The sequence below is a fragment of the Hymenobacter armeniacus genome (assembly GCF_014699055.1).
GTDB lineage: Bacteria > Bacteroidota > Bacteroidia > Cytophagales > Hymenobacteraceae > Hymenobacter > Hymenobacter armeniacus.
The window spans coordinates 80,644-105,286 of record NZ_JACXAC010000001.1 but is presented as its reverse complement, the minus strand read 5'-3'; the positions used below and the strand labels follow the sequence as shown (position 1 = coordinate 105,286).

The window sequence follows — 24,643 nt, the reverse complement described above, 5'->3', positions numbered from 1 at the left end:
ATTCATACGGCTCGCCTAGCTCGGCGACTCAATCATCAAATTATGATTGGTGTAGATGCAGATGTCGGCCGCAATGTGCAGGCCCTCTTCCACCATCTGGCGGGCCGAGAGGTGCGGCGCGTGTTTCTTGAGCGCCAGCGCGGCTGCTTGAGCATACATGGCGCCGGAGCCGATGGCGGCCACGTCGGAGTCGGGCTCCAGCACGTCGCCGGTGCCGCTCACGATGAGCAGCTCGTCCTTGTCGGCCACCACCATCATGGCTTCGAGCTTGCGCAAGTACTGGTCTTTGCGCCAGTCCTTGGCCAGCTCAATGGCGGCGCGTTTGAGGTTGCCGCCGTAGCTGGTCAGCTTCTCCTCGAAGCGGTCGAGCAGCATGAAGGCATCGGCCGTGGAGCCGGCAAAGCCGGTTACCACCTTGCCCTCGCCCAGCTTGCGGATTTTGCGCACGTTGTTTTTGGCCACGTGCTTGTCCATGGTGGCCTGGCCGTCGGCGCCCACGGCAATTTCGCCGTTGTGCCGGATGCCGAGGACGGTTGTTGAGCGAATTCTGGTCATAAGGTTAGTTGTCAGTTGCTGGTTGTCAGTTGTTGGTAAAAGCAGAAGTCAGTTGCCGGGCCAGCTTACGATGACCTGACAACTGACAACTAGCAACTGACAACCAAAAAATCAAATCATCAAGCGCATGGGGTCTTCCAGCAGGCTTTTCAGCGTCTGGAGGAAGGCCGCGCCGGTAGCGCCGTCCACCACGCGGTGGTCGCAGCTCAAGGTCACCTTCATGATGTTGCCGATGGCCAGCTGGCCGTCTTTCACAATGGCGGTTTGCTTGATGCCGCCCACGGCCAGGATGCAGGCATCCGGCGGGTTGATGATGGCGGTGAACTCGTCGATGCCGAACATGCCCAGGTTCGAGATGGTGAAGGTGCTGCCCTCCCACTCGGCCGGCTGCAGCTTCTTGCTCTTGGCTTTGCCGGCCAGCTCTTTCACCTCGTTGGCGATGGTAGCGAGGCCTTTCTGGTCGGCATTGCGAATCACGGGCACCAGCAAGCCTTCGTCCACGGCCACGGCCACGCCGATGTTGATGACCTTGTTCTGGCGGATTTTGTCGCCCAGCCACGATGAGTTCACCGCGGGGTGCGAACGCAACGCAATGGCCGCCGATTTCAGCACCAGGTCGTTGAAGCTCAGCTTCACCGGCGACAGTTCGTTGAGCTTCACGCGGGCTTCCATGGCCTTGTCCATGTTGATTTCCATCGTGAGATAGAAATGCGGGGCCGTGAACAAGCTCTCGGACAGACGCTTGGCAATCACCTTGCGCATCTGCGACACGGGCGTGTCGGTGTAGGCATCGGTCGAAGCCGGGGCGCTGGACGCCGGGGCCGACGCGGCGGCGGGCGCGGCAGCCTGCGGGGCAGCAGCCGGGGCGGGGGCCGCGGCCGGAGCCGCCTGCGCGGCCGGAGCAGCACCGGGCTGGAAGTTCTCCACGTCGCGCTGCACGATGCGGCCGTTGTCGCCGGAGCCCACTACCTGGGCTAGGTTGATGCCTTTTTCTTTGGCAATGCTTTTGGCCAGCGGCGAGGCCAGGATGCGGCCGCCATTGGCCGACGGCGCGGCCGCGGCTGGCTGGGCCGGGGCAGCGGGGGCAGCAGCCGGGGCCGGAGCAGCCGCTTCGGCGGGTGCGGGAGCTTCGGCGGCGGCACCGCCGCTCTGGCCGCCCAGCAGGGCCTGAATGTCGGCGCCTTCTTCGCCAATGATGGCCAGAATGCCGTCCACGGCCACGGCTTCGCCGGCTTTGGGGCCGGTGTAGAGCAGGGTGCCGTCTTCGTAGTTTTCTAATTCCATGGTGGCTTTGTCGGTTTCGACTTCAGCCAGCACGTCGCCCGATTTCACTTTGTCGCCCACGTTTTTCAACCAGGCGGCAATGGTGCCTTCGGTCATCGTGTCGCTCATTTTGGGCATGCGCACCACGGTGGCCTTTTTGCCATTGGCCGGGGCGGCGGGAGTGGCCGCTGGCGCCGGGGCTACCGGGGCCGGCGCAGGAGCCGCCGGGGCTTCGGCCTTGGGCGCCTCGGGCGCGGGCGCCGCGGCCGGAGCCGGCGCGGCAGCACCGCCCTGAGCCCCCGACAACAGGGCCGAATAGTCTTCACCCTCCTTGCCCACAATGGCCAGAATGCCATCGACCGCCACCGATTCTTTTTCCTTGGGGCCGATGTAGAGCAGGGTGCCGTCTTCGTAATTCTCCAGCTCCATGGTGGCTTTGTCGGTCTCGACTTCGGCCAGGATGTCCCCGGATTTAACTTTATCACCCACCTTTTTGAGCCAGGCCGCGATGGTCCCTTCGGTCATCGTGTCGCTCATTTTGGGCATTTTTATGATTTCGGCCATCAGATTTGTCGCGCTTGGATTGAGGAGGCCAAAATTAGCCCGAAAAGTTGGCCAGACAATGTTTGCGTCTCGCGAGTGTCCGTACGACAATGCTCGTTTTTAGCCGGGCAATGCGCGAGTCTTTCGCAAGGATGACAGTGCAATGCCTGGCGAAACAATTTTGCTCTCTACTCTGCGGCTTGCAAATGTGCCACGTCCAGAAAATTCTTCACCGTAAACACTGTGCCCGTGTACTCCAGCTTGTACAGGCATAAGTTGCTGTGCTCGAAGCCCTCCATGGCGCTGAGCGGGTAGTTGAGCAGTTGGCACAGCATCACCCGCATGGCGCGGCCGTGCATGCACACCAGCACAGTTTGCTCGTCGGTGCGCGCCTTCAGCAGTTCGATGAAGGGGCGCTGGCGGGCGGCTACTTCGTCGGGGCTTTCGCCGCCGGTCAGGCGGGCATCGGTGCGGCCGTTCACCCAGTCGTGCAGCACCTGGCGGTACTCGGCGTCTTCTTCCATCGTGATGCGGGTGCCCTCGCGCACGCCCCAGCTTATCTCGTTGAGGCCGGCATGGGCTTCGTGGGGCAGGCCGAGGTCGAGGAACTGCTGCACCGACTCGTGGGTGCGGCGCAGGGCCGAGGTATACACCTTATCGAAGGGCACGTGCCCGTAGGCCGCGAAAAACTGCGCGGCCTGGCGGCGGCCGGTGTCGTTCAGGCTCGAATCGACGCCGCTGCCCTGCACGATGCCGCGCACGTTGAAATCGGTCTGGCCGTGGCGCAGCAGGAAGATGGTCCGGGGCCTCACGTTGCGTGGTAGTTTTGCGGTACAATCCGTCAACAATCGTTCAAAGTACGGGGTTTTAGCCCCGGCCGTTGGCCCCCTACCCCTCAACCCGCTGTTCGAAGGCCGTTTTGCGTTTTTGAGCAGCCTTGCCCCTGCCCCATGACCCTGGAAGAAGTGAAGCGCTGGACGGACTCGCGGCCCAACCTGGCCCACGCCCTTGGCATCGAAATCACGGCCGTGTCGGAAGACGCCCTCGAAGGCCGCATGCCCGTGGACGGCCGCACCCACCAGCCCATGGGCCTGCTGCACGGCGGGGCTTCGGTGGCCCTGGCCGAAACGCTGGGCAGCATCGCCGCCGCCCTGCGCGTCGACCGCACGAAACAGGCTTGCGTGGGCCTCGAAATCAACGCCAACCACCTCAAGGGCGTGCGCGACGGCTGGGTGCGCGGCCGCGCCACGCCGGTGCACGTGGGCCGCAGCACGCAGGTGTGGGAAATCCGCATCACGCACGAAGAAACCGGGGCGCTGGTGTGCCTCAGCCGCATCACCATGGCCGTGATTGACCTGCCCGGCGGCGAAAAGCAAGCGTAGATGCAGGCCCTCGAACTTCGGCAATTGCGCTGGCCCGCCGCGGCGGCTGGCCTCGACGCGCGAGCCCGGCTGCGGCACCTGGCGGCGGGTGCGCTGCGCACCGGGCGGCCGCTGGCCTTGTGGCGCGAGCCCGGCGCCGAGCACCCGCGCCTGCTGGTGGCGCGCAGCCTCGAAGCGTCCTTCACCGGCCTGCCCCCGGCCCTGGACGCCCAGGCGCCGGCCGGCTTCGCCTTTTTTCCTTTTAGAGACTCCGACCACAACCCGGCCCTGTTTCTGCCCGCCGACGTGCGCTACGACGTGGCCGAGCCCGACGCCGTGACGGTGGCCCCCGCCGCCAGCTACATCGTCCCCGGTCTGGCCGCCTGGCTGGCTGCCGCCCCCCTGGAGCACCTGGCTTGGCACCGCAGCCCCCAGCCCGCGCCCCACCCCGCCACCCAGGCCGAGTACACGCATCTGGTGGAAGAAGGCGTGGCTGCCATCGAAGCCAAAGAAGTGGTGAAGGTGGTGACTTCGCGCGCGGCGCGGCGGCCCCTGCCGGCCGGCTTCGATGCGTTTGCGGCGTTTCTGGAGCTCACGGAACAGTACCCGCGGGCGTTTGTGTCGCTGGTGAGCGTGCCGGGCGTGGGCACCTGGCTGGGCGCCACGCCCGAGGTGCTGGCCGAAGTGACGGCCGACGGCACCTTTCACACCATGGCGCTGGCCGCCACCCAGCCCGTGACGGCCGAGGTGACGCCGCGCACGGCCATCTGGCGCCAAAAGGAAATCGAAGAGCAAGCCCTGGTGGCCCGCTACATCGTGAGCTGCTTCAAGCAGCTGCGGCTGCGCGAGTACCACGAAACCGGCCCGCGCACCGTGGTGGCCGGCCAGCTGCTGCACCTGCGCACCGACTTTGAGGTGAACCTGCGCCAGGTGCCCTTCCCCAACCTGGGCACCGACATGCTGCGCCTGCTGCACCCCACCTCGGCGGTGGGTGGCATGCCCAAGCAGGCCGCCATGCACTTCATTGAGCGGCACGAAGGCTACGACCGCGCCTACTACAGCGGCTTCTTGGGCCCCGTGAACGTGGGGGCCGCCGGCGTGGCCCGCCTCTACGTGAACCTGCGCTGCCTGCAGTTGCGCGACGACGAAGCCATCCTCTACGCCGGCACCGGCCTCACCGTCGACTCCGACCCCGAGCGCGAGTGGCAGGAAACCGAAATGAAGCTGGAAACCGTAGCCACGGTATTACAGTGAACAGTTATTAGTGAGCAGTGAACAGTTGGAGAAATACCGCTCCATGCTAGCCAAATTGCCGCTGACCTCTGCTTACTGCTAACTATTAACTGATAACTGACCTTATGCAGGCCGTTTACAACATCGCCGAAATCTGCGCCCGCCACGGCATTACCGATGTGGTGCTTTCGCCCGGCTCGCGCTCGGCGCCGCTCACGCTGGCTTTTGCCCGGCACCCGGCGTTTGCGGGCCGGCTGCGGGTGGTGCCCGATGAGCGCGCCGCGGCCTTCATTGGGCTGGGCATTGCGCAGGCCACCCGGCGGCCGGTGGTGCTGGTGTGCACCTCCGGCTCGGCGGGGCTGAACTACGCGCCGGCCGTGGCCGAGGCGTTTTTTCAGCAGGTGCCGCTGCTGGTGCTCACCGCCGACCGGCCGCCCGAGTGGATAGACCAGCTCGACGGCCAAACCATTCGGCAGCAAAACCTCTACGGCCGCCACGCCAAGGGCGCGTTTGATTTCCCCGTGGACACCACGCACGCCGATGCCAAGTGGCACGCCGAGCGCCTGGTGAACGAGGCCATCAACCTGGCCGGCACCTACCCCGCCGGCCCGGTGCAAGTGAACGTGCCGCTGCGCGAGCCCTTCTACCCCAAAGCCGGCGAAGAGGCCCACTACGAGCAGGACGTGAAAATCATTCGCGACACGGACTACCCTTTTCCAGCGGGCATTTCCTTGCCAGGGGCACTGCAGGACGCCAAAGCCACCGGCCGCGTGCTGATTGTGGCCGGCCAACACCGAGCCGATGCCGACTTGGAAGTTGCGCTGCGCACGCTTTCCGCCGAGCATGGCTTCCCGGTAATTGCCGACGTCATTGCCAACGTGAGCGGCGAACAGGACCTTTTGCATGATGAAATACTGAACGGTTCGGCCGCCGAAAATCCCGCTTACGATTTTGCTTTGCATCGGCATGATGTGTTTCTGGCGGGCTTGTCGGCCGATGAAAAAGCCGCGTTGCAGCCAGATTTGCTTATTACATTTGGGCAGTCGTTGATTTCAAAAGCCCTTAAGCTATTTCTGCGCGGTGCAGCCCCCCAGCAGCATTGGCACGTTCAAGCCAGCGGGCCGGCGTCGGACACGTTTCGGCGCACCACGAAAATCATTCGCTTGGAACCAGCCACGTTCTTCCAGGCGCTGGCCACGGCGGAGCTGCCGCCCGCCGACGTGCCGCAGCAGGTCGGTTACGCTATTCAAATTTCGGCCAATTCCACCGAATCGGGCACGCCCACCGGTGCCACGCACTGGTTGTCCTCGGTTCCGCCAGGTGGGTGGCCGGCCGGCCTGGGAGATGCCTGGCACAAGGCCGATGCCGCCGCAACCCAGTTACTGGCCGACTTTTTTGCGCGGCCGATGCCAGAGTTCAATGAGTTTTCGGCCTTTCGACTGGCCCTAAACGCGCTGCCTATTTATACCGCGCTGCACCTGGCCAACAGCATGGCCGTGCGCTACGCCAACATATTGGGGCTGCCGCACGGCCGGCACATCGAGGTGTTTGCCAACCGCGGCACCAGCGGCATCGACGGCTGCACCTCCACGGCCGTGGGCGCGGCGCTGGCCCAGCCCGGCCGCCCGGTGGTGCTGCTCACCGGCGACGTGGCGTTTTTCTACGACCGCAACGCCTTCTGGCACAATTACCCCACGCCCAACCTGCGGGTGGTGCTGTTCAACAACCACGGCGGGGGCATTTTCCGCATCATCGACGGGCCGCGCCAGCAGCCGGAGTTGGACGAGTTTTTCGAAACCCGCCAGCGCCTCACGGCCGAGAACACGGCGCGCGATTTTAACCTGCGCTACTTCCCGGTTTCGGCATTTGCTGAACTTGAAGCCGCGCTGCCGGTTTTCTTTGCAGCCGAAACCGGCGCGGCGGTGCTGGAAGTCTTCACGGATTCTAAAACCAACGCGGCGTTTTTTGAGCAATACCGCGCCGCGGTGAAACAAGCTTTTTCTTAACCCCAACTGCGAACCTAACATGCCCGAACAAATCAGCTGGACGCCCATAAAGGAGTTCAAAGAAATCCTCTTCACGCAGTACGGCGGCATTGCCAAAATCAGCATCAACCGGCCGCAGGTGCACAACGCCTTCACGCCGCTCACGGTGCAGGAGATGATTGAGGCCATGAACATCTGCCGCGACCGCACCGACATCGGCGTGGTGGTGCTCACCGGCGAGGGCGGCCGGGCCTTCTGCTCGGGCGGCGACCAGAGCGTGCGCGGCCACGGCGGCTACGTGGGCGACGACGCCGTGCCCCGCCTCAACGTGCTCGACCTGCAGAAGCAAATCCGCTCCATTCCCAAGCCCGTGGTGGCCATGGTGGCCGGCTGGGCCATTGGCGGCGGCCACGTGCTGCACGTGGTGTGCGACCTGACCATTGCGGCCGAAAACGCCCGCTTCGGCCAGACCGGCCCCAACGTGGGCTCGTTCGACGGCGGCTTCGGGGCCTCCTACCTGGCGCGCATCGTGGGCCAGAAAAAAGCCCGCGAAATCTGGTTCCTCTGCGACCAGTACAACGCCCAGGAAGCCCTCGACATGGGCCTGGTAAACAAGGTGGTGCCGCTGGAGCAGCTGGAAGAAACCACCGTGGCCTGGTGCCATAAGATTTTGCAAAAAAGCCCGCTGGCACTGCGCATGCTCAAGTCGTCGTTCAACGCCGAGCTCGACGGGCAGGCCGGCATTCAGGAGCTGGCCGGCAACGCCACGCTGCTCTACTACCTGAGCGACGAAGCCAAGGAAGGCCGCAATGCCTACATGGAAAAGCGCCAGCCGGACTTCTCGAAATTCCCGAAATTCCCGTAGCGGCGGGGTATTACTCATGCAGAAAAAAGGACTGCACTTCGGTGCGGGCCTTTTTTTGTGGGCAAACTACATTTGCCGCGGCCGCTCTGGCCGCCCCACTTACCACGGCCCCGACCCATGCTCACGTTTCGCAAAGGCTATTTCTGGGCGGGCGTGGGCGTGCTGCTGATTGAAATAGGTATTGCGCGCTACGTGCACGACGCGGTTGTCCGGCCGTACGTCGGCGATATGCTGGCGGTGGTGCTGGTGTATTGCCTGTTGCGCAGCGTGCTGAAGGCGGGCGTGTGGCCGCTGGCGTGGCTGGCCCTGCTGGTGGCCTGCGCGGTGGAGGCAGGACAATATTTTCACTGGTTGCGGTGGCTGGGGCTGCACCATTCGGCCTTGGCCCGGGTGGTGCTGGGCTCGGCTTTTTCCTGGCTCGACCTGCTCACGTATGCGGCAGGCTTCGTGGCCGTCATCGCCGTGGAAAGATTTCGCGCGCCCACCGCCGAGCCGACCGGGCGACCGGCGTCCCTCTAAAACCCTTCCCCAAAGGCCCGGCAGCCCTCGCACCAGCCAAAGAAAAACCGTAGGCGCTCGTGCTTGCGCTCTTTTTTTTCGGCCTTGGCCTGGGCGCGGGCTTGCTGCTGCTCCGGCGTGAGGGCCTGGGGCTGCGGGTTGGAAACCGGGGCGGCGGGGGTCGGGCTTTGCGGGTGGGAGTTCATGGCGGAAGAGCTTGATGGAGAACCTATATTAGCCATTATTTGCCGCAAAGTCAAGTGTTTCGCCCCAGCCCGGGGCGGCCTCCCCCACGGCGGCGCCCCCTCAACCGCCATGACCGACGCCGACTTCCACCGCGCCATTCGCTACGTTCGCCGGGTGCACTGGCTGCACTACCCGGTGCAGGGCCTGCTGATGGCGGGCGCGGTGCTGGCAGCCGGCACGCACGCCGCCGCGGGGCCCAGCACCGAGCCACAGCTGGCTACCTGGCCCGCCCTGCTGAGCCTGGTGGCGCTGGTGCCGGCCCTGGCCGTGGTGCTGGTGGCCCTGTACCGGCGCATGCGCCCCAGCCTGCGCCGGCCCGCCGAAGAAAACCTGCGCATTTACCTGGGCCGCATTTTCCTGCGCAACAGCCTGGCCGCGCTGGTGGCGCTGCCCATGCTGGGCTCCTACGCCTTCACGCATTCGTGGTTCGACCTGGCGGCCGGCGCGGCCATGCTGCTGGCCCTGGGCTGGCGGCTGGCGCCTTCGGCCCACGCCTACCAGCGGTGGCTGCTGAGCTGAGGCCGGGCAACGTTCTGCCCGGGTGCCGCGGCAGCCGGCGGCGCGCAAGTAGTTTTGCCGCATGACCACTGCCCTGCCCACGTCCCTCCTGCTCAACGGCCGCGAATACGCCTACGCCGCCATCCAACAATACCCCGCCCAGCTCGATGCCCCGGTGAATGGCTACGAAGCCAAGGTGCTGGATTTTGTGCGGCAGTGGCTGAGCGGCACGCAGGAGTTCGGCCTCACCACGTCGGGCAGCACGGGCACGCCCACGCCCATCACGCTGCGGCGGCGGCAGCTAGAGGCCTCGGCCCGGCGCACGGCCGACTACTTCGACCTCGGCCCCGGCGACCGCGCCCTGGTCTGCCTCAACTGCGAATACATCGGCGGCATGATGATGCTGGTGCGCGGCCTGGAGCGCAACATGCACCTGACCATCGTGGAGCCGCACGCCAACCCGTTTGCCTACGTGGCGGCCGAGGCCGAATTCGACTTCGCCGCCTTTGTGCCCCTGCAGATGAAGGCCGTGCTGGCCGCCGGCCTGGCCCCGCGTCTCAACCAGATGAAGGCCATTCTGATAGGCGGCGCGCCCGCCGATGCCACCCTGCAGCACGAGGTGCAGCCGCTGCGCGTGCCGGTGTACCTCACCTATGGCATGACCGAAACCTGCTCCCACGTGGCCCTGCGCCGCCTCAGCGGCCCCGAGGCCAGCCACACGTTCCGGGTGTTCACGGGCATTGCGGCGGGGCAGGACGAGCGCGGCTGCCTCACGCTGCGCGGCGACGTGACCGACGACCAGCTCATCATCACCAACGACCGGGTGAACCTGCTCGACGCCCACACCTTCGAGTGGCTGGGCCGGGCCGATTTTGTGATAAACTCGGGTGGCGTGAAGGTGCCGGCCGAAAAAGTGGAGCTGGTGCTCGACGTGGCCCTGGCCGAAATCGGGGAGTCGCGCCGCTGCTTCGTGGCCGGGCAGCCCGACGAGCGCCTCGGCCAGGCCGTAACGGCCTTCATCGAAGGCCCCGCCCTGGCGCCTAAGGCCGAACAACGGCTGCAAACGCTGCTGGCCGAGCGCCTGGGCCGCTACGAGCAGCCCAAGCAGCTGCGCTACGTGCCCGAATTCCGGATGACGGCCACGGGCAAGCTCGACCGGGCAGGCACCCTGCGCAGCTTGTAGGCGGGCGAGGGCCACTGCCCAGGGCTAGTCGCGCCGCAGCCCTTCCTGCGAGAAAAGCGGGTCCTTTTGCTTTAGCACCTTCACCAATTCGCCCAAAAACACGTTGGCGCGCAGGTAGAACACCGGTCCGTTGAGCTCTTTCTGCACGGCGCGGGGCACAAACATTGGCTGCCGCCACCCCAGCCCCGTGCCGAAGCCGGCCCAGTGCAGCAGCCGGTACTGCGCCGCCAGGGCGGGCTCTACCACGCCCAGAAAGTCGCGCGGGGTTTTGTCGAGGTCGCCGTCGTCGGCCTCGTAGAGCACGTACACCGAGCCCATGCCCAACTGCATGTTGGCGCTGATTTCCCAGCGGGGCTTTTCGAGCAGCACGTAGCCGGCGTAGGCGGCCAGGTAGCGAAAACGAAGCTGGGCGTCGGCGTCTTCGGCGGCGTTGTCGGGCTTGGCCTGGCGGGTGGGCACGCCGGTGCTCAGGAAATAAATGGCCGCCCCGGTGCGGAAACGGCTCTTGAACTCCAGGCCCAGCTTCAGGCCGTTGATGGTGGTGAGGTGGTGGTTGATGATGGAGTAGCGCGAATCGTACTGCGCCACAAACCGGTTGCGCGGCAGGCGCGGAACAGCCGGCCGGCCCTTGATGGTGTCGCGGGGCACGGCAGCGGGTGGGCGGGCCAATGCCGCTGGCGCAGTCAGCAGCAGCCCACCCAACAGATAGTAAAACAAAGACATAGGTGCCAAATACGTAAAAACTGGCCAGCGGGTGGCGGCCGCCGCCGGATAGTAACCGCGTTGACGGCCGGTGGTTATCGGGCCAACTCGGCGGTGATGGCAGCCGCGGCTTTCTGGCCTTCGCTGGGGCGCGGGGCCGAGCGGGTGATGATGCGGCCATCGCGCCCGATGAGCCAATAGGTGGGGTAGCCCGTTACCTGGTAGCGGTTGGCCACGTCGTCGCCCTCGGGACTGCGCAGGTGAATGCTGTTGGGGCCGGTGAGGTGCTCGGCGGCCAGCACCTGCTGCCACTTGTCTTCTTTGTCGCGCACCGAGATGTAGACGAAGGCCACGTCGCGCCCCTCAAACTTCTTTTTGAGCTCGTTGCTGGCGGGCATTTCCTGCATGCACGGGCCGCACCACGTCCCCCAGAAATCGAGGTAGATAACCTTGCCGCGCAGCTCCGCCAGCGACACGTTTTTGCCCTCGTGGTTCAGCAGCGCGAAGGCCGGGGCCGGGTTGCCCACCTTCACCGCCAGCTGCCGGCCGATGAGGACGCGCAGGTCGCGCGCCATGGTGGAGTCGTGGTTGTGGGTGCGGAAAGTGGGATAAGCGGCTAGCACGCCATCGAGGTCGGTATCGAGCTTCCAGCTGTAGAACTGGTACATGGCCCGGTCGAGGGCGGCCGTGCTGGGGCCAAAATCGGCCTGGGCCTGGGCGTAGTGCCGGCGGGATTCGGCGGGGTCGGTGCTGAGTTTGCCCGAAGGCGCGAGGCGGTAATTGTAGTTGGTCAGAAAGTTCATCACGGCCATGTTGCCGTTGAGGCCCCGGTCGCCGAGGTACTGGTCAAATGTTTTCAGGGGCAGTTGCTGCAGAAAGTCGAAATACGTGGCCGGTATGGCGGGGTAGCCCCCGGAATACAGCAGCAGGCGGTGGGCCCAGGTCAGGTCGATGTCGAGGGTGCGGTCGCGCACGAAATCGGCGGGCAGCGGGTGGGCCTTGGCGAACGTGGTCAGGAAGCTGCGCCGGGCCTGGCGGTTGTCGTCGGTTTCCTGCCGCATCTGGGCGAGCGTGGGCCGGGCCGTGGACGCCGGGCGCGGCGCACGGGCCGGGCTAAACTCAAATTTCCATAGCGCCTGCGCCATGTAGTTGCTGGCATTGGCCCCGCGCCCGGTGTACTGCAGGCTTTCGTCGAAGTTCGGGAAGTCGAGCGTCATGCGCACATCATCGCCGGGGGCGAGGTAGAGGCTGGTGCGCTGGCCCGCATAGGAAAACGTAATGCCCGTGATGCCTTTCAAATCCGGCACCGTCACCTTGAAATCGCCGCCGGGGCTGAGCACCGTGCGCACCCGCTGGTGATAGAGGTGCTGGTGGTATTCGAGCCGAATTGAATCGCCGGCCGGGGCGTGGGCGAGGTGGCCGCTGAGCGTGGCCGTGGTAGGTGGCGCGGGAAGCAGGCGTAGCGCGGCGCCCATGGCCAGCGCGGGCAGAGAAAGGAGCATGCGAATAGCGTGACGATGGAAAAAGGATTGGAAAGGTAGGATTCGGCCGGCTTGCAATGGGTTGCTTCGCCCCTACCCAACGGCTGCCTGACCCGCCAAATCCGTCGTTTCGCCCCGATTGCGCGGGTGGGCGGCGCGGCCAAAACGTAAGTTTGAGCCAGCTATTGCAACTCATCAGCCGCTTATGCCCACGCCCGACTTCCTGTTTTCCCTCGCCAACCCCGTGGCCCTGCTGGGCTGGGCCCTGCTGGTGCTGGCCCCGCGCTGGCGCGGCACCCGCGCCGTGGTGCTGAGCGGGGCCCTGCCCCTGCTGCTGGCCCTGGTCTACGCCGCGCTCATCACGGCGCACTACCTGGGACCGCACGGCCACGAAGGCGGCTTTGGCTCGCTGGCCGAGGTAGCGGCGCTGTTTCGCGACCCGTGGGCGCTGCTGGCGGGCTGGGTGCACTACCTCTGCTTCGACATGTGGACGGGGGCCTGGGAGCTGCGCGACGCCCAGCGGCGCGGCGTGCCCCACGGGCTGCTGATTCCCTGCTTAGCGCTCACGTTTCTGTTCGGGCCGGTGGGGCTGCTGCTATACTTCGGCCTGCGGCAATTCTACCCCGCCGCCGAAGTCGCGGCCTGATTTTTTTGCTTGTGTCCCCCTGCATTTCGCTCCATGAGTCTTGTTTCTGAAATTCTGCTGTGGCTGTTCGTGGTGAACCTGGGCCTTGCCACCGGCGCCGGCCTGTTTGAAACGCGCATTGTGCTGCCGCAATGGTTCGGCCGCACGGCCACGGGCTACGCCGTGAACGGCGACGCCATGCGCGACCTCGACACGGGCCGCCGGTTCTGGGGCATGGTCACCACGCTGCCGCTCACCTTGCTCACCCTGGCGAGCCTGGTGGCCAGCTGGCAGGCCCCGCCCCCGCTGCGCGCCTGGTGGCTGGCCGCGGCCCTGCTCACGCTGCTGGAGCGCCTGGGCACCTTCGCCTTTTTCATTCCCACCGCCCTGCGCCTGCAACGCGCTGCCCCCGGGGCGAGCCCCAGCCGGCTCATTGGCTGGTGGCTGCGGCTGAACTACCTGCGCCTGGCCCTCAACCTGCTGGCCTGGCTGGCGGCACTGCGCGCTTTCTCGCTGCTGCGCGCCCTTGGCTGAGGCGGCCCTGGTTCCAGATTCACTTTCCATTTTTACTGCGCATCATGAAAACTGCTCTGCTTCAAACCTCGCTCTTTTCGTCGGATGCTTCGGCGGATTCCGTGTTCACCTCGGTGGGTTCGGCGCTGCGGGTGCTGCACCGCGTGAACCCCGTGCTCTCCTGGACCGGCTGGCTGAACGTGGCCCTGGCCGTGCTGGCCGTGGCCGGGCTGCTGCTCGACCACCGCTTGGTGACCGGCGCCCCGGCCTGGCTCAAACCCCTGAAGTTCTCGCTGTCCATCATCGCCTTTACCTGGACGCTGGGCTGGCTGCTGGCCGATTTGCCGCAGGCCGCCCAACGCAGCGTGCTCTACCTCAGCTGGGGCGTGGCCGTGAGCATGCTGGTGGAGCAGGCCGTGATTTTCGGGCAGGCCGCCCGCGGCACCACCTCGCACTACAACACCAACTCGGCGCTGAATGGCGCGCTCTTCAGCTTGATGGGCATCTTTATTCTGGTGAACACGCTGATGACGGTGTGGGCCCTGTACCTGGTGTGGCGCCACCCGCTGCACGGGCCGGCGGGCTACGTGTGGGGCGTGCGCCTGGGGCTGCTGGTGTTTCTGGTGGGCAGCGTGCTGGGTGGCATGATGATTCACAACCTGCAGCACACCGTGGGCGCCCCCGACGGCGGCCCCGGCCTGCCCGGCCTGGGCTGGAGCACCCGCGCCGGCGACCTGCGCATTGCGCACTTCTTGGGTATGCACGCGCTGCAGGCCTTGCCCCTGCTGGGCTGGCTGCTGAGCAGCTGGGCGCCGCGCTGGGCACCGCAGCTCACCTGGACGGGGGCCGCCCTCTACGCCGCGCTGGTGGCCGGCACGTTTGCCCTGGCAATGGCCGGGCGGCCGCTGTGGGCCGCTCACTAGCAAACCGGCTATTTTTACCCGCGCCGCACTTGCCGGCCTTTCGCTTGTCGCCATGCTCCGCCGCAATGACCGCCGTTTTGTGCTCCTAGGCATTCCGCTGCTGAGCGCGGTGATTACGGCCTTCAGCCTTGTGGGCCAACCCGACAAGAGCGGGGCTGACGTGCTGGTGAGCTGGCTGATTTCGCTGTATTTCACCACGGGCTATTGGCTGAGCAACTACCAGCTGTGGCGGTGGCTGCTCGAGCGCTTTCCCAGCCCCGAACAAACGCCGCGCCGCCTCTGGGTGCTGGCCGGCCTGGCCCTGCTGGTCACGTCGGCGGCCACGGTGGTACTCACGCTGCCCCTGCACTGGCTGCGGCCCGCCTACTTTCCGCTCACGCCGGCCGCGCTGTGGCAGGGCACTCGTTTCAGCCTGGTGCCCACCGTGGGCGTGCTCACGCTCTACGAAGCCATGTACTTCTTCGAGCAGTGGAAAGCCAACCTGCACCGCGCCGACCACCTGGCCCGCGCTTCTACCCAGGCCCAGCTCGACGCCCTGCAGGGCCAGCTCGACCCGCATTTTCTGTTCAACAACCTCAACACCCTGGCCGCGCTCATCGAGCCCGACAACGTGCCGGCCCAGCAGTTTGTGGAGCACCTGGCCGACGTGTACCGCTACGTGCTGCTGGCCCAGGGCCGCGCCACGGTGCCCCTGGCCGAGGAGCTGGCCTTCGTCGAAACCTACCTGGAGCTGCACAAAGCCCGCTTTCGGGAAAACCTGGTGGTGGAAACGCAGATAACGCCGGCCGCGCTGGCCCGCCACGTGGCCCCCCTGAGCGTGCAGCTGCTGGTGGAAAATGCGCTGAAGCACAACGTGGCCTCGCGCGAGCACCCGCTGCACCTGCGCCTCAGCGCCGCCCCCGAAGCGCCCGACACGCTGCACGTTGAGAACACGTGGCGGCCCCGCACCGCGGGCCTGGCGCCCGGCACCGGCACGGGCCTGGCCAACGTGCGCAGCCGCTACGCCCTGCTGGGGGCCCCGCAGCCGGTGGAAACGCGCGCGGCCGGGGGCACCTTTGTGGTAGACCTGCCCTTGCTGCCCGCCCCGCCCCCCCGCCTGCCATGACCATTCTGCTGCTCGAAGACGAATACCCGGCCGCCGAGCGCCTCCAGCGCCTCGTGGCCCAGGCCGCGCCCGAAGCGCGGGTGGTGGCCGTGCTCGACACCGTGAGCAGCGCCCTGGCCTGGCTGGCCGCCAACCCCGCGCCCACCCTCATTCTCAGCGACATGCAGCTGGCCGACGGCCTCAGCCTCGAAATCTGGGAGCAGGCCGTGGTGCCCAGCCCGGTCATTTTCACCACCGCGTTCGATGCGTATGCCATTCGGGCGTTTCAGGCCAACAGCGTGGCGTATTTGCTGAAGCCGGTGAAGCTGGCCGAGCTGCAGGCGGCCCTGGCCAAGCTGCGCCAGTGGCCCGGCGCTGCGCCGCCCCCGGACTTGGCCAAAGCTGACAGCGCCGCCCTTCCGCCGGCCTCCTCCAACCTGGAGCGCCTCCTGGACGCCCTGCCCCGCCCCGGCCGGCCCTACAAAGCGCGGTTTTTGGTGCGCCAGGGCGAGCAGCTGCTGCCGCTGCCCGTGGCCGAGGCGGCCTGGTTCGTCAGCCGCAACGAGACCGTGACGCTGGTGGCCGCCGACGGGCGCCGCTTCGTGCTCGACTACACCCTGGAGCAGCTCGAAAGCCTGCTCGACCCGGCGCACTTCTTTCGGCTCAACCGCCAGGTCATTGCCCACTTGCCCGCCGTGCGCCGCCTGCACCCGCATTTTGGCGGCAAGCTGCTGGTGGAGCTGCACCCCGCCCCAGCCGAGGAAGTGCTGGTGAGCCGCGAGAAAGCCGGCGCCGTGAAGGCCTGGCTGGAAGGGTAGACAACTAGCAATAAGCCCGTCATGCCGAGCGCAGCCGAGGCATCTCGCGTGAGGTAGTAACCCAAGCGAAAGGAATACCATCCCAAACAAGATGCCTCGGCTGCGCTCGGCATGACCGTTCTTTTCGCTCTAAAGCTACCTGTCCAGCCAGCTTTTGAACACGTTCACTTTTTCGCGGCTCACCAGCACCTGGGCATCGGGGGCGGTGGGCTTGAGCACCGTTTGCAGCCGGGAGTTGGTGTAGTGAATGATGTCGTGAATGGCGGCCTGCTGGGCCAGGTAGGCGCGGTTGAGGCGGAAGAAGCGGCGCGGGTCGAGCAGGCCCTCCAGCTGGTCCATGGTGTAGTCGACCACGAACTTGCGGCCCTCGGTGGTTTGCAGAAACGTGGCTTTTTCGAGGCTGAAGAAGTAGGCAATCTGCTCCACGGGCACCACTTTGAGGTGCTCGCCCACGCGCACCACAAACTGGGATTTGTAGCTGGCGGCGGGCGGGGTTTGCTGCATCTGCTGCACCAGTTGGGCCAGCAGGGCGGGGTCGAAGGCCGGGGCGGGAGCCGGCTGCGGCGCCGTGGGCAGGCGCTCGCGCAGCTTGCGCACGGCGGCGGCCAGCTCTTCCTCGTCGATGGGCTTGAGCAGGTAGTCCACGCTGTTCACCTTGAAGGCTTGCAGCGCATATTGGTCGTAGGCGGTGGTGAAAATGACGGGGCAGCGCACCTCGGTTCGCTCAAACAGCTCAAAGCTCAGGCCGTCGGCCAGATGAATGTCGAGAAACAGCACGTCGGGCGCGGGCTGGGTGCTCGCAAGCAGGGCCACGGCCTGCGTCACCGATTCGGCGGTGCCGAGGACTTGAACGGGTTCGGGCTGGCGGGCCAGCAGGTCGGCCAAGCGGCGGGCGGCCAGGGGTTCGTCTTCGACTAGCAGGGCGCGGAGGGGCATGACGTTGTTATTGGGGCCGTTCACAGCAACAGCAGCGGCAAAGAAACCACAAACTCGCCCTGCTCCTGCTGCACGACCAGCGGCCGGTTGGTGAGGAAGGCGTAGCGGGCGGCCAGGTTTTTCAGCCCCAGCCCCGACGACTCGCCCGGGGCCAGGCGGCGCGGGCGCAGGGTGTTGCGCACGGTCAGGGCCTGGGCGGTGGGGTCGAGGCCGACGCTCACCCGCAAGGGGTCGGCCTGGAAGGCGGTGTTGTGCTTGATGACGTTTTCGAGCAGCAGCTGCAGGGCCAGGGGCGGCACGTAGAAACCGGCCAGGGCGGCGGGCGGCAGGTTCATTTCCACGGCCAGGGCGTCGCCGAGGCGGGTTTTCTGCAGGTACAGGTAGCTTTCGGCAAACTTCACCTCGTCGGCCAGCGGCACCAGCTCCTGGCTTTCGCTGTCGAGCACGTAGCGGTACACCTGCGAGAGCTGCCGGATGAAGCGCACGGCCCGGGCGGGGTCGTTTTCTTCCACCAAACTCGTCAGCGCGTTGAGCGAATTGAAGAGAAAGTGCGGGTCGACCTGCCGGCGCAGCGAGTCGAGCCGGGCCACGGCCGTTTCCTTTTCGAGGCGTTCGACGCGCACGGCGGCTTCGCGCCAGTTCACGAAAAACGAGCGGCTGTGGTTGAACAGCGAGATGATGAGCGTGATGGCCAGCGGCACCAGCACCTGCCCGTACATCTGCGGGCGCCACAGCAGCCGCAACGACTCGCCCATCGACACCAAAAACACGGCCTGAATGAGCAGGATGACCAGCACCGACCCGCCCATCGACACCGCCAGCGTGAGCAGCAGGCGCCGCAACGGCCGCTCGGCCCACTTGATGCGCCGGTCGAGCCAGTCCACGGCAAAGCCGTTCGCAAACCACAGCCCGCCGCTGTAGGCCAGGGTGATGGCGAAGGTGATGGCCAGCCGTTTGGCATCGGTGAGCGAGCCCGGGTTGAGCAGCACCGTGAGCACCGTGGAAATGAGCAGCAGGATGCGCAGCGCCTTCCACATGCCGGCCCGGGAGCTGGGCACGGGCAGGTAGCCGTTGGAAAACTGCGGAACGGTGTCGGACTGGGCCACGGGCAGGGAGAGGGAGAAAGCCGGCATCAAAGTAAGGAATAAGTGGGGCAGCAGACGCGCGGCGCGGACTCGGCGAGTCCGCGCCGGCATCCGGGCCTATTTGGTGGCCGCAGTGGTGGTGTCGGTGCCGTTGATGCGGGCCAGCGTGGCCGTGGCGGTGGCCTCGCCCCAGTTCGGGCTCAGGGCCGTGGCGGGCTTGAAGGCGGCAAACAAGGCCTTGGCTTTCTCATACAGCGGCTTGGCCTTCTCGGCGCCGCCACCGAACATGGCCGGGCGGTAGTACAGGTCGTTGGCCAGCACGAGGTAGGCGCGCGGGTTGTCGGGGCTGAGCTTGAGGGCCTGGTCGAGGGCCTCGTGCACGCGGCCGGTGTAGAGGGCGCCGCGCGTCATGGGCGCGGCCTGAATGCGGCCCTGGTAGATGTAGGCCTGCAGCACCAGCACTTCGGCCTGGTCGGCGCCGGGCAGCTTTTTGGCTTGCGCCAGGGCGGCATCGGCTTGGTCGAGGAGCTTGTCGGCCTGGTCGCTGTCGGAGCCGCCGAAGGCCATTTTGAGGTAGCCGCGGGCCTGGTAGTAGCGGGGCAGCCAGTCGGTGGGCCGGGCGCTGGCGGCGCGCTCCAGCTTGGCCAGGTTGGCGGGCAGGTCGGCCTTCTGGGTGATGGCGTTTTGCTCGGCAATGGTGGCGCCCAGCATGGCGGTGTAGGCATCGGCCGGCGCGGCGGTGGCGGCAGGCGCGGGCTGGGTCTGGGCCACAGCGGCAAGCGAGGCGGCGGCGAGGGCGAGGGTGAGCAGGGCGGTTTTCATGATGACGGGGGGGGTTGGTGAAGGTTTTCCTGATTGAATGGCTCAAAGGTGGCCGCGCCGCCCAGCGCCCGAAAATTCTCCTTACCGAAGCGTCGATTGCGACCGATGAAGCGTCGGAACAGCCGGGCAGGGCCGCCGGCAGAAATAATGAACGACTCCGCACCTTACTTGCAACGCTTTGTTCGTTACGGGCATCTCACCGACAATTCCACAGCTTTCCACTGTTTCCCTTATGGCATTACCCCGACTTGCACTCAGCGGCCTGCTACTCGCCGCGCCCCTCCTCAGCCGCGCCCAAAGTGCGGAGCCCGCCCCGGCCGCTCCCCGGTTCTACGTGGGCCTGGCCGCCTACCACAGCAATTATCAGAACCTGCTCAGCAGTCGAAATGGCGACACCGGCTTCCGGGTGCCGGTGCAGCTCACGGCGGGCTACCAGCTGCGCCCGCGCCTAGCCCTGGAGCTGGGCGCGGCCTACAGCGGCAGCACCCAGTCCTTCACCTACGACGCCCAGTACTTTGTCAACGCGGGTGGCCCCGGGCCTACCTACTACACCTACGCCTATTCCAACACCACCACGCTGCGCACCACCTCCGTGTCGGCCCTGGCCCGCTACACCCTCACCCGCAAGCCCGAGCACCGCTTCCAGGTCGATGCCCTGGGCGGACTCACGCTGATACACCGCAGCTACTATTCCCGCGGCACCGGGGGCGACGACTCATCGGGCACCTTCCAAACGGCCCCCTATTCCTACCGAGGCGCGCTCGACGACCTGCTCCTGACCGCCGGCCTGGGCCTGCGCTACCGCCTCACGCCGCATGTTGGGCTCAAATTCGATTTCGCCACCAACCACGACCTCATGCACTGGGGTACTTACTATCAGTTTACCGGCAGCGCTGCGCTGGGCGTGCAATACCGGTTTGGGAAATAACTCTAAAAGCGCCCTTGGCTTCCCACAAACATGCGTTTGCCTCCGATAGGGGCAGCCGCATGTTTGTGGACGGTAGGCTCGGCTGCGGACACCCTACTGGGCAGGACGGCTTTGCGGGCCGTCACGGCCTGAATGGCCGCGTCGAGGGTGGCCAGTTGGGTGTCGACTTGGTCGACATCGGCGATATAGGCCGTGACGCCGCTCACGGCGCTACTGCTCAGCTGCAGGTTGGCGCGGCGGCCGGCTTAGAAGTGGTCCACCAGCGAATCCGCCACGCCGAGCAAGTCGGCGAGTTCGCGCTGGCGCAGGCCGTAGTGGGCGCGTGCCCACGCCAACTGACTACCAGCAAACTTGGTGGAGCGCCCCATGAGCAACCCATGAAGAAAAAAACGCTTAAGCAAAAAACACCCTGCGCTAGTTGTAGGGTGTTTCGGCATATCTAGCAAATGGCCTACGCCCCCGCAGGGCTTCCGTTTGTCTTTTTTTCGAGGGGCCGCGGTTCCGATATGGCCACGGCTCGCCATTGGGCTTGGCGCTTGCCTCCAAGCAGTGGCCGTTTGCCGGCTACCACGGCCTCAATTTGGCAAACCCAGCCCACGGGCACTAGGAATGCCTTGGCGTAGCTGTATTTTTCGCCGGGTGCGATGTTCAAGGCAAAATCCTCGGGGTTAACTTGTTCATCTTCTGTGGCCGGGGGAGCCTGCTCATAGCGCAAATGAGGCTGCAGAACCGACGATTTTTTTTTCCCAACAGTTTGAATCAGTTCTTCGACGCGGGGATTCATGGTCGCCACTTCCGGTTCTGGAGTGGGTGTCCTGCCCACGGTGTATTCCCCGTTCAGGACAATCACGTTGCAATCCACCCGAGTAAGCCATAGCGTGTCGACGCTGCCCTTTTCCATCCTGATGGTGACGGTAAGCAGGTCGTGCTGCTCGGTGAGGGGGTGGCGCTTGAGGTCCAGTTCCAAGCTCAGGTTGAGAATGAACCAGCCGGTGTACATACGGTAAACGAAATACACGCCGGCCGCCACCAGCGCGAAGGCTTGCAGGTAGCTGGCAATAGTCTCGGCGGCGTCTTTGACGCTTACCCCGGCGGCCGCAGTGGTCCCCTCAACTGCAGTGCCCGCGGAGGCCGTGACTAGGTGCGGCAGCGCCAGCCGGGTAAAGGCGAAGTGAAACCCGAATACCACCACGGCCAGCAGCGCCGTCAACCACCAGAAGGTAGGGCCGTGTCCGTAGACAAGAGGGCTAGCGGGTCCAAAGCCCCACTTCAAAATCACAATCCCTCCGGCGAACATCACAAAAAAGGGCAACACCCAAGCTTGAAGCCTTGAATTATCAGCATCCGCTAGAGCTTTATCAATTAAAGGGCCCATCATCGTGTAGTGATGCAGGAGCAACACTATCCCCAGCCACACCAAGCCGGCGCCCACCCAAAATTGCAATTTTATGCGCTTTTTCTCGGTAGAAGGGCTATTCGTCATTGCATAAGTCCGGCCCAAGAAATGTCTGCCCAGGCTCGACCCGTTGCGAATATAGAATTACATCTATTCGACTCCAACTTGCAGCCGGAGTACCATCACCTGATGCTCCTTTACGCTCCGGCCAATCCATCCACCAGCACACATTCGGCGGGCGTGAACTGGTAAAGCCGGTACACCAGCTGGTCGAGGTCGACATCAAGCCGGGCCAGGCGGTGGCGGGCGGCGGCATGGCGCTGCTTATGCTGCTCGAAGTGCGCTTGCCACACCCCTTTCTCGGGCAGGCTGAGCGGGCAGCCAATGGCTTTGCCCAGGGCCGTGCTCCAAGCCTTCCACTCCTGCGTGAGGGCCAGTTTGCCGGTAAGGGAGACCGTTAGGCCCAACTCGGTGCGCAGCAGGGAAGCAAAACGGCGTCGGCTTCGTGCAGGGGGCGGGGTGCGGGGTGCGGAATTATTTACAAGGGAGATATATAATTCTGCGGCCGGGTGAGGATTGTTTAGAAGTGGATTGTTTAGAAGGGGGGTGAGGCGGCCGTCCGTGCCACCCTCCCTTCAGTCTGGCCGCTCGTTCAGGTCCACTTTACGGCTCTTGTTGATGGAAATAAACACGCCCACAAACAGCATCCTCGGCGCCCCTGGCGTCACGGCCACACTGCGGAGCTGGCCGCTGGCGTCGGGCTGGCTGGCGAAGTTGTAGCCGTACACGTTGTTGCGCCCCAGCACGTTGCTGGCCGACACGTAGACGATGGTGAACTGGCCAAACCAGTTGGTGAGGTAGCTCGCGTTGAAGCTCAGGTCCTGGTAGCTGGGCAGGCTGGCCTGGTTGTAGCCGGGCCGGTTGGGGTCGTGGTAGCGGCGGCCGCTGCCGTAGCTGTAGGTGAAGCCGAATTGCGTGTGCAGGCGCTGCACCCAATACTTGCCCACCGCGCTCAGGTTGTGCCGGGCCGCAAAGGTGGGCACGGCCACGGTGGGGTCTTGCCGGAACTGGCGGCGCGTGTCCACGAAGCCGTAGCTCACCCAATAATCAGCCTTTTTGAAGGTGGTGCGGTCCCGAAACAGCACGTCGAGGCCCCGGGCGTAGCCGCTGCCGGCGTTCTGGTAGGTGGCCGGGTTGTAAGGCTGGGCGGCGCTGAAGGTGGTGAGTTGGGCGTAGTTCTTCTGGTAGATTTCGGCCCGCAGCGTGCGCTGCTGCACCTGGCGCTGGTAGGTGAGCAGCAGGTGCTCGGCGCGCTCAAACTGCAGCGCGTGGCTGATGCGCAGCAGGTCGGTGGTGGGGCTTTGGTAGAAATAGCCCCAGGCGGCCGAGAGCTGGCTGTTTGGGCCGGTTTGGTAGGCCAGGCCCAGGCGCGGGGCGGCGTTGGAGCGGTGCAGCAGGGCCGAGTATTCGCCCCGCAGGCCCACGCGGCCGGCCAGCTTGCGGCTCAGCACCAGCTCGCTTTCCAGGAAGGCGCTGCCGCGCTGCTCGTCCACGCCCAGGAACAGCGGGGCCGTTTCGGCCGCCGCCTGGTACTGCTGGCGGTAGCGCTGGGCGTAGCCTTCGAGGCCCATTTTGAGGTTGAACCAGGTGCTGGCCGAGTCGTTGGTGAGCACCAACCGGGCCACGGCGGAGCGGTCGAGGTCGCTCACGGACTGGGCATCGGGGCGCACGCGGTTGTCGTCCTGGGTCAGGGCCAGGCCGGTGTTCAGGCTCCAGCCGCGGCGCAGCGGCGCGCGGTAGCTGGCGTTGAGGTAGGCGTTGTCGTTGGCCAGGGCCACGGGGTGGCCGGCAGCGTACTCGGGGTTGGCGTCGGGCTGGCGCAGGGCCAAGCGCTGGCGACTGTAGGTGCCGTACACTTTCAGCATGCCGGCCTCCCCTACTTTGTGGGCCAGCTTGAGCGAGCCGCCGGCGCTTTGGGGCGCTTTCTCCCAGCCAAAGGTTTGGGGCACCAGGTTGAAGTAGGGCGCCAGGTTGGTGTAGTCGGCGGTGAGGGCCAGGCTGGTGCGGGCCCAGCGCTGGGTGCGGGCCAGGCTGCCGCCCACGCTCATCAGCGAGAGGCTGGTCTGGGTTTCGGGCGCCAAGTCGGTCGAGTTCAGGGCCACCACGGCGCTCAGGGCCTGCCCGTACTCGGCCGAGTAGCCGCCCGTGCTGAACACGGTGCCTTTGAAAAGGAAGGGCGAAAACCGCCCCCGCGCGGCCACGTTGGGCACCGAGCCGCCGTAGGGCGTTTGCACGGGCAGCCCGTCGAGGTAGGTTTTGGTTTCCGAAGCCGCCCCGCCGCGCACAAAGAGCTTGCCTTCCTCCCCCACCCGCGTGGTGCCGGGCAGCGAGTTCAGCGCCCCGGCAATGTCGCCGAGGGCGCCGGCCGTGGTCACGATGTCGAGGGGCTTGAGCACGGCCGCCCGTTTCTCGTCGCTGGCCTCGAAGGCGCCGGCCGTCACCACCACGTCGCCGAGGGCGGCGCGGCTGGCTTTCAGCTTGAGGCCGGGCAGCACCACGGCGCCCTGGCCCAGCACCACCGGCACTTCCAGCGGCTCGTAGCCGACGAAGGTGGCCACCAGCGTGAGCGGCCCGGCCGGCTGGTCGGTGCGGAAGCGGAAGCGGCCCAGCGAGTCGGTGCTGGCCCCGTCGAAGGTGGTTTTCAGAAACACGTTCACGCCGGGCAAGGGCTGGCCATCGGCGTCGCGCACCGTGCCGGAGAGTTGGGTGGCGGCGTGGGCAGCGGGGCGAGCCTCGGTGGGTGCGGCTTGGGCCAGGGCAGCGGCGGGGGCGCTGAGCAGCAGCAGCAGCGAGAGTAGCGAAGTTTTCATGGGAGCCAGCGGGTAAGTACTGGTCCAAAGGTGCCGGGCGGCCCCGCCCCGGCTCAAGTTCCTGTTGCCGAAGCGTCGTATCGGAGGGCTGAACCGTCGGAGCGGGTGGTTGGGCGTTCAGGAGGTTTCCGCCGGTCCCGCCGCCCCCGACGTGGCGCCTCACCCCCGGCCCCTCTCCCAAGGGAGAGGGGAGCCAAGGCGGCTTCAGTTAAGAGTCAAAGGTTTGGGGT

Annotated in this window: 25 protein-coding genes; 13 read left to right on the top strand and 12 right to left on the bottom strand. The window is 65.8% G+C overall.

Annotated elements, in window-relative coordinates:
• Positions 1 to 15 precede the first annotated feature (15 nt).
• From hslV to IC234_RS00490, 3 genes are all read right to left on the bottom strand, one after another.
• Positions 16 to 555 carry an ATP-dependent protease subunit HslV gene (gene hslV, locus IC234_RS00500; protein WP_190921878.1) on the bottom strand — a complete coding sequence of 180 codons (540 nt, stop codon included), beginning with the start codon at positions 553 to 555 and terminating at the stop codon, positions 16 to 18.
• Between the two features lie 111 nt (positions 556 to 666).
• Positions 667 to 2,382: a pyruvate dehydrogenase complex dihydrolipoamide acetyltransferase gene (locus IC234_RS00495; RefSeq protein WP_190921877.1), complete on the bottom strand. Its 1,716-nt coding sequence runs from the start codon at positions 2,380 to 2,382 to the stop codon at positions 667 to 669.
• A 167-nt stretch (positions 2,383 to 2,549) separates the two neighbouring features.
• Positions 2,550 to 3,173, bottom strand: a complete 624-nt coding sequence (locus IC234_RS00490) for a histidine phosphatase family protein (protein WP_190921876.1) — start codon at positions 3,171 to 3,173, stop codon at positions 2,550 to 2,552.
• A gap of 138 nt (positions 3,174 to 3,311) precedes the next feature.
• On the opposite strand from IC234_RS00490, the gene IC234_RS00485 reads away from it, so the two are divergent.
• The 5 genes from IC234_RS00485 (at position 3,312) to IC234_RS00465 (ending at position 8,324) form a co-directional block, all read left to right on the top strand.
• The gene (locus tag IC234_RS00485; RefSeq protein WP_190921875.1) at positions 3,312 to 3,743 is read left to right on the top strand and encodes a hotdog fold thioesterase; all 432 of its coding nucleotides are present in this window, start codon (positions 3,312 to 3,314) and stop codon (positions 3,741 to 3,743) included.
• Positions 3,744 to 4,976 (top strand): chorismate-binding protein, encoded by a 1,233-nt coding sequence (locus IC234_RS00480; RefSeq protein ID WP_190921874.1) that lies wholly within the window; start codon positions 3,744 to 3,746, stop codon positions 4,974 to 4,976. It abuts the gene before it with no gap.
• A 104-nt stretch (positions 4,977 to 5,080) separates the two neighbouring features.
• On the top strand, positions 5,081 to 6,961 hold the full coding sequence (gene menD / locus IC234_RS00475; RefSeq protein ID WP_190921873.1) for a 2-succinyl-5-enolpyruvyl-6-hydroxy-3-cyclohexene-1-carboxylic-acid synthase: 1,881 nt from the start codon (positions 5,081 to 5,083) through the stop codon (positions 6,959 to 6,961).
• Between the two features lie 19 nt (positions 6,962 to 6,980).
• On the top strand, positions 6,981 to 7,805 hold the full coding sequence (menB, locus tag IC234_RS00470) for a 1,4-dihydroxy-2-naphthoyl-CoA synthase (RefSeq protein WP_190921872.1): 825 nt from the start codon (positions 6,981 to 6,983) through the stop codon (positions 7,803 to 7,805).
• A 117-nt stretch (positions 7,806 to 7,922) separates the two neighbouring features.
• Positions 7,923 to 8,324, top strand: a complete 402-nt coding sequence (locus IC234_RS00465) for a ribosomal maturation YjgA family protein (protein WP_190921871.1) — start codon at positions 7,923 to 7,925, stop codon at positions 8,322 to 8,324.
• On the opposite strand, the gene IC234_RS00460 is transcribed toward IC234_RS00465, so the two are convergent.
• On the bottom strand, positions 8,321 to 8,509 hold the full coding sequence (locus IC234_RS00460) for a hypothetical protein (RefSeq protein ID WP_190921870.1): 189 nt from the start codon (positions 8,507 to 8,509) through the stop codon (positions 8,321 to 8,323). The genes IC234_RS00465 and IC234_RS00460 overlap by 4 nt on opposite strands.
• 109 nt (positions 8,510 to 8,618) lie before the next feature.
• Here IC234_RS00460 and IC234_RS00455 point away from each other — a divergent pair, with 109 nt between their 5' ends.
• Entirely contained in the window at positions 8,619 to 9,068 is a 450-nt protein-coding gene (locus tag IC234_RS00455; RefSeq protein ID WP_190921869.1) for a hypothetical protein, read from the top strand.
• Between the two features lie 61 nt (positions 9,069 to 9,129).
• Positions 9,130 to 10,230 carry an AMP-binding protein gene (locus IC234_RS00450; protein WP_190921868.1) on the top strand — a complete coding sequence of 367 codons (1,101 nt, stop codon included), beginning with the start codon at positions 9,130 to 9,132 and terminating at the stop codon, positions 10,228 to 10,230.
• A gap of 24 nt (positions 10,231 to 10,254) precedes the next feature.
• Here the strand turns inward: IC234_RS00450 and IC234_RS00445 are convergent, their stop codons facing one another.
• Positions 10,255 to 10,953 carry a hypothetical protein gene (locus IC234_RS00445; RefSeq protein ID WP_190921867.1) on the bottom strand — a complete coding sequence of 233 codons (699 nt, stop codon included), beginning with the start codon at positions 10,951 to 10,953 and terminating at the stop codon, positions 10,255 to 10,257.
• A gap of 74 nt (positions 10,954 to 11,027) precedes the next feature.
• The gene (locus IC234_RS00440; RefSeq protein ID WP_190921866.1) at positions 11,028 to 12,434 is read right to left on the bottom strand and encodes a TlpA family protein disulfide reductase; all 1,407 of its coding nucleotides are present in this window, start codon (positions 12,432 to 12,434) and stop codon (positions 11,028 to 11,030) included.
• A 184-nt stretch (positions 12,435 to 12,618) separates the two neighbouring features.
• On the opposite strand from IC234_RS00440, the gene IC234_RS00435 reads away from it, so the two are divergent.
• The 5 genes from IC234_RS00435 to IC234_RS00415 are packed head-to-tail and all read left to right on the top strand — an operon-like array spanning position 12,619 to position 16,376.
• Complete coding sequence (locus tag IC234_RS00435; RefSeq protein ID WP_190921865.1) at positions 12,619 to 13,059, top strand: ABA4-like family protein; 441 nt, start codon at positions 12,619 to 12,621, stop codon at positions 13,057 to 13,059.
• A gap of 33 nt (positions 13,060 to 13,092) precedes the next feature.
• Positions 13,093 to 13,572 (top strand): DUF1772 domain-containing protein, encoded by a 480-nt coding sequence (locus tag IC234_RS00430; RefSeq protein ID WP_190921864.1) that lies wholly within the window; start codon positions 13,093 to 13,095, stop codon positions 13,570 to 13,572.
• A 44-nt stretch (positions 13,573 to 13,616) separates the two neighbouring features.
• Positions 13,617 to 14,474 (top strand): hypothetical protein, encoded by an 858-nt coding sequence (locus tag IC234_RS00425; RefSeq protein ID WP_190921863.1) that lies wholly within the window; start codon positions 13,617 to 13,619, stop codon positions 14,472 to 14,474.
• A gap of 52 nt (positions 14,475 to 14,526) precedes the next feature.
• Positions 14,527 to 15,579: a sensor histidine kinase gene (locus IC234_RS22015; RefSeq protein ID WP_190921862.1), complete on the top strand. Its 1,053-nt coding sequence runs from the start codon at positions 14,527 to 14,529 to the stop codon at positions 15,577 to 15,579.
• A complete protein-coding gene (locus tag IC234_RS00415) occupies positions 15,576 to 16,376 on the top strand; it encodes a LytR/AlgR family response regulator transcription factor (RefSeq protein WP_190921861.1) in 801 nt (266 codons plus the stop codon). The genes IC234_RS22015 and IC234_RS00415 overlap by 4 nt, the downstream gene beginning before the upstream one ends.
• Positions 16,377 to 16,511: 135 nt before the next feature.
• On the opposite strand, the gene IC234_RS00410 is transcribed toward IC234_RS00415, so the two are convergent.
• The 3 genes from IC234_RS00410 to IC234_RS00400 all read right to left on the bottom strand — a co-directional run bounded on the left by IC234_RS00410 (position 16,512) and on the right by IC234_RS00400 (position 19,219).
• Complete coding sequence (locus IC234_RS00410) at positions 16,512 to 17,312, bottom strand: LytR/AlgR family response regulator transcription factor (RefSeq protein ID WP_190921860.1); 801 nt, start codon at positions 17,310 to 17,312, stop codon at positions 16,512 to 16,514.
• Positions 17,313 to 17,332: 20 nt separating this feature from the next.
• Entirely contained in the window at positions 17,333 to 18,445 is a 1,113-nt protein-coding gene (locus IC234_RS00405; RefSeq protein ID WP_190921859.1) for a sensor histidine kinase, read from the bottom strand.
• Between the two features lie 69 nt (positions 18,446 to 18,514).
• Positions 18,515 to 19,219, bottom strand: coding sequence for a hypothetical protein (locus IC234_RS00400; RefSeq protein ID WP_190921858.1), 705 nt, complete (start codon positions 19,217 to 19,219; stop codon positions 18,515 to 18,517).
• A 232-nt stretch (positions 19,220 to 19,451) separates the two neighbouring features.
• Here IC234_RS00400 and IC234_RS00395 point away from each other — a divergent pair, with 232 nt between their 5' ends.
• Entirely contained in the window at positions 19,452 to 20,147 is a 696-nt protein-coding gene (locus IC234_RS00395; protein ID WP_190921857.1) for an outer membrane beta-barrel protein, read from the top strand.
• A 451-nt stretch (positions 20,148 to 20,598) separates the two neighbouring features.
• On the opposite strand, the gene IC234_RS00390 is transcribed toward IC234_RS00395, so the two are convergent.
• The 3 genes from IC234_RS00390 to IC234_RS00380 all read right to left on the bottom strand — a co-directional run bounded on the left by IC234_RS00390 (position 20,599) and on the right by IC234_RS00380 (position 24,413).
• Positions 20,599 to 21,630, bottom strand: coding sequence for a tripartite tricarboxylate transporter TctB family protein (locus tag IC234_RS00390; protein WP_190921856.1), 1,032 nt, complete (start codon positions 21,628 to 21,630; stop codon positions 20,599 to 20,601).
• Between the two features lie 110 nt (positions 21,631 to 21,740).
• A complete protein-coding gene (locus tag IC234_RS00385; RefSeq protein ID WP_190921855.1) occupies positions 21,741 to 22,010 on the bottom strand; it encodes a hypothetical protein in 270 nt (89 codons plus the stop codon).
• A 168-nt stretch (positions 22,011 to 22,178) separates the two neighbouring features.
• A complete protein-coding gene (locus IC234_RS00380) occupies positions 22,179 to 24,413 on the bottom strand; it encodes a TonB-dependent receptor (RefSeq protein ID WP_190921854.1) in 2,235 nt (744 codons plus the stop codon).
• Between the last annotated feature and the right edge of the window lie 230 nt (positions 24,414 to 24,643).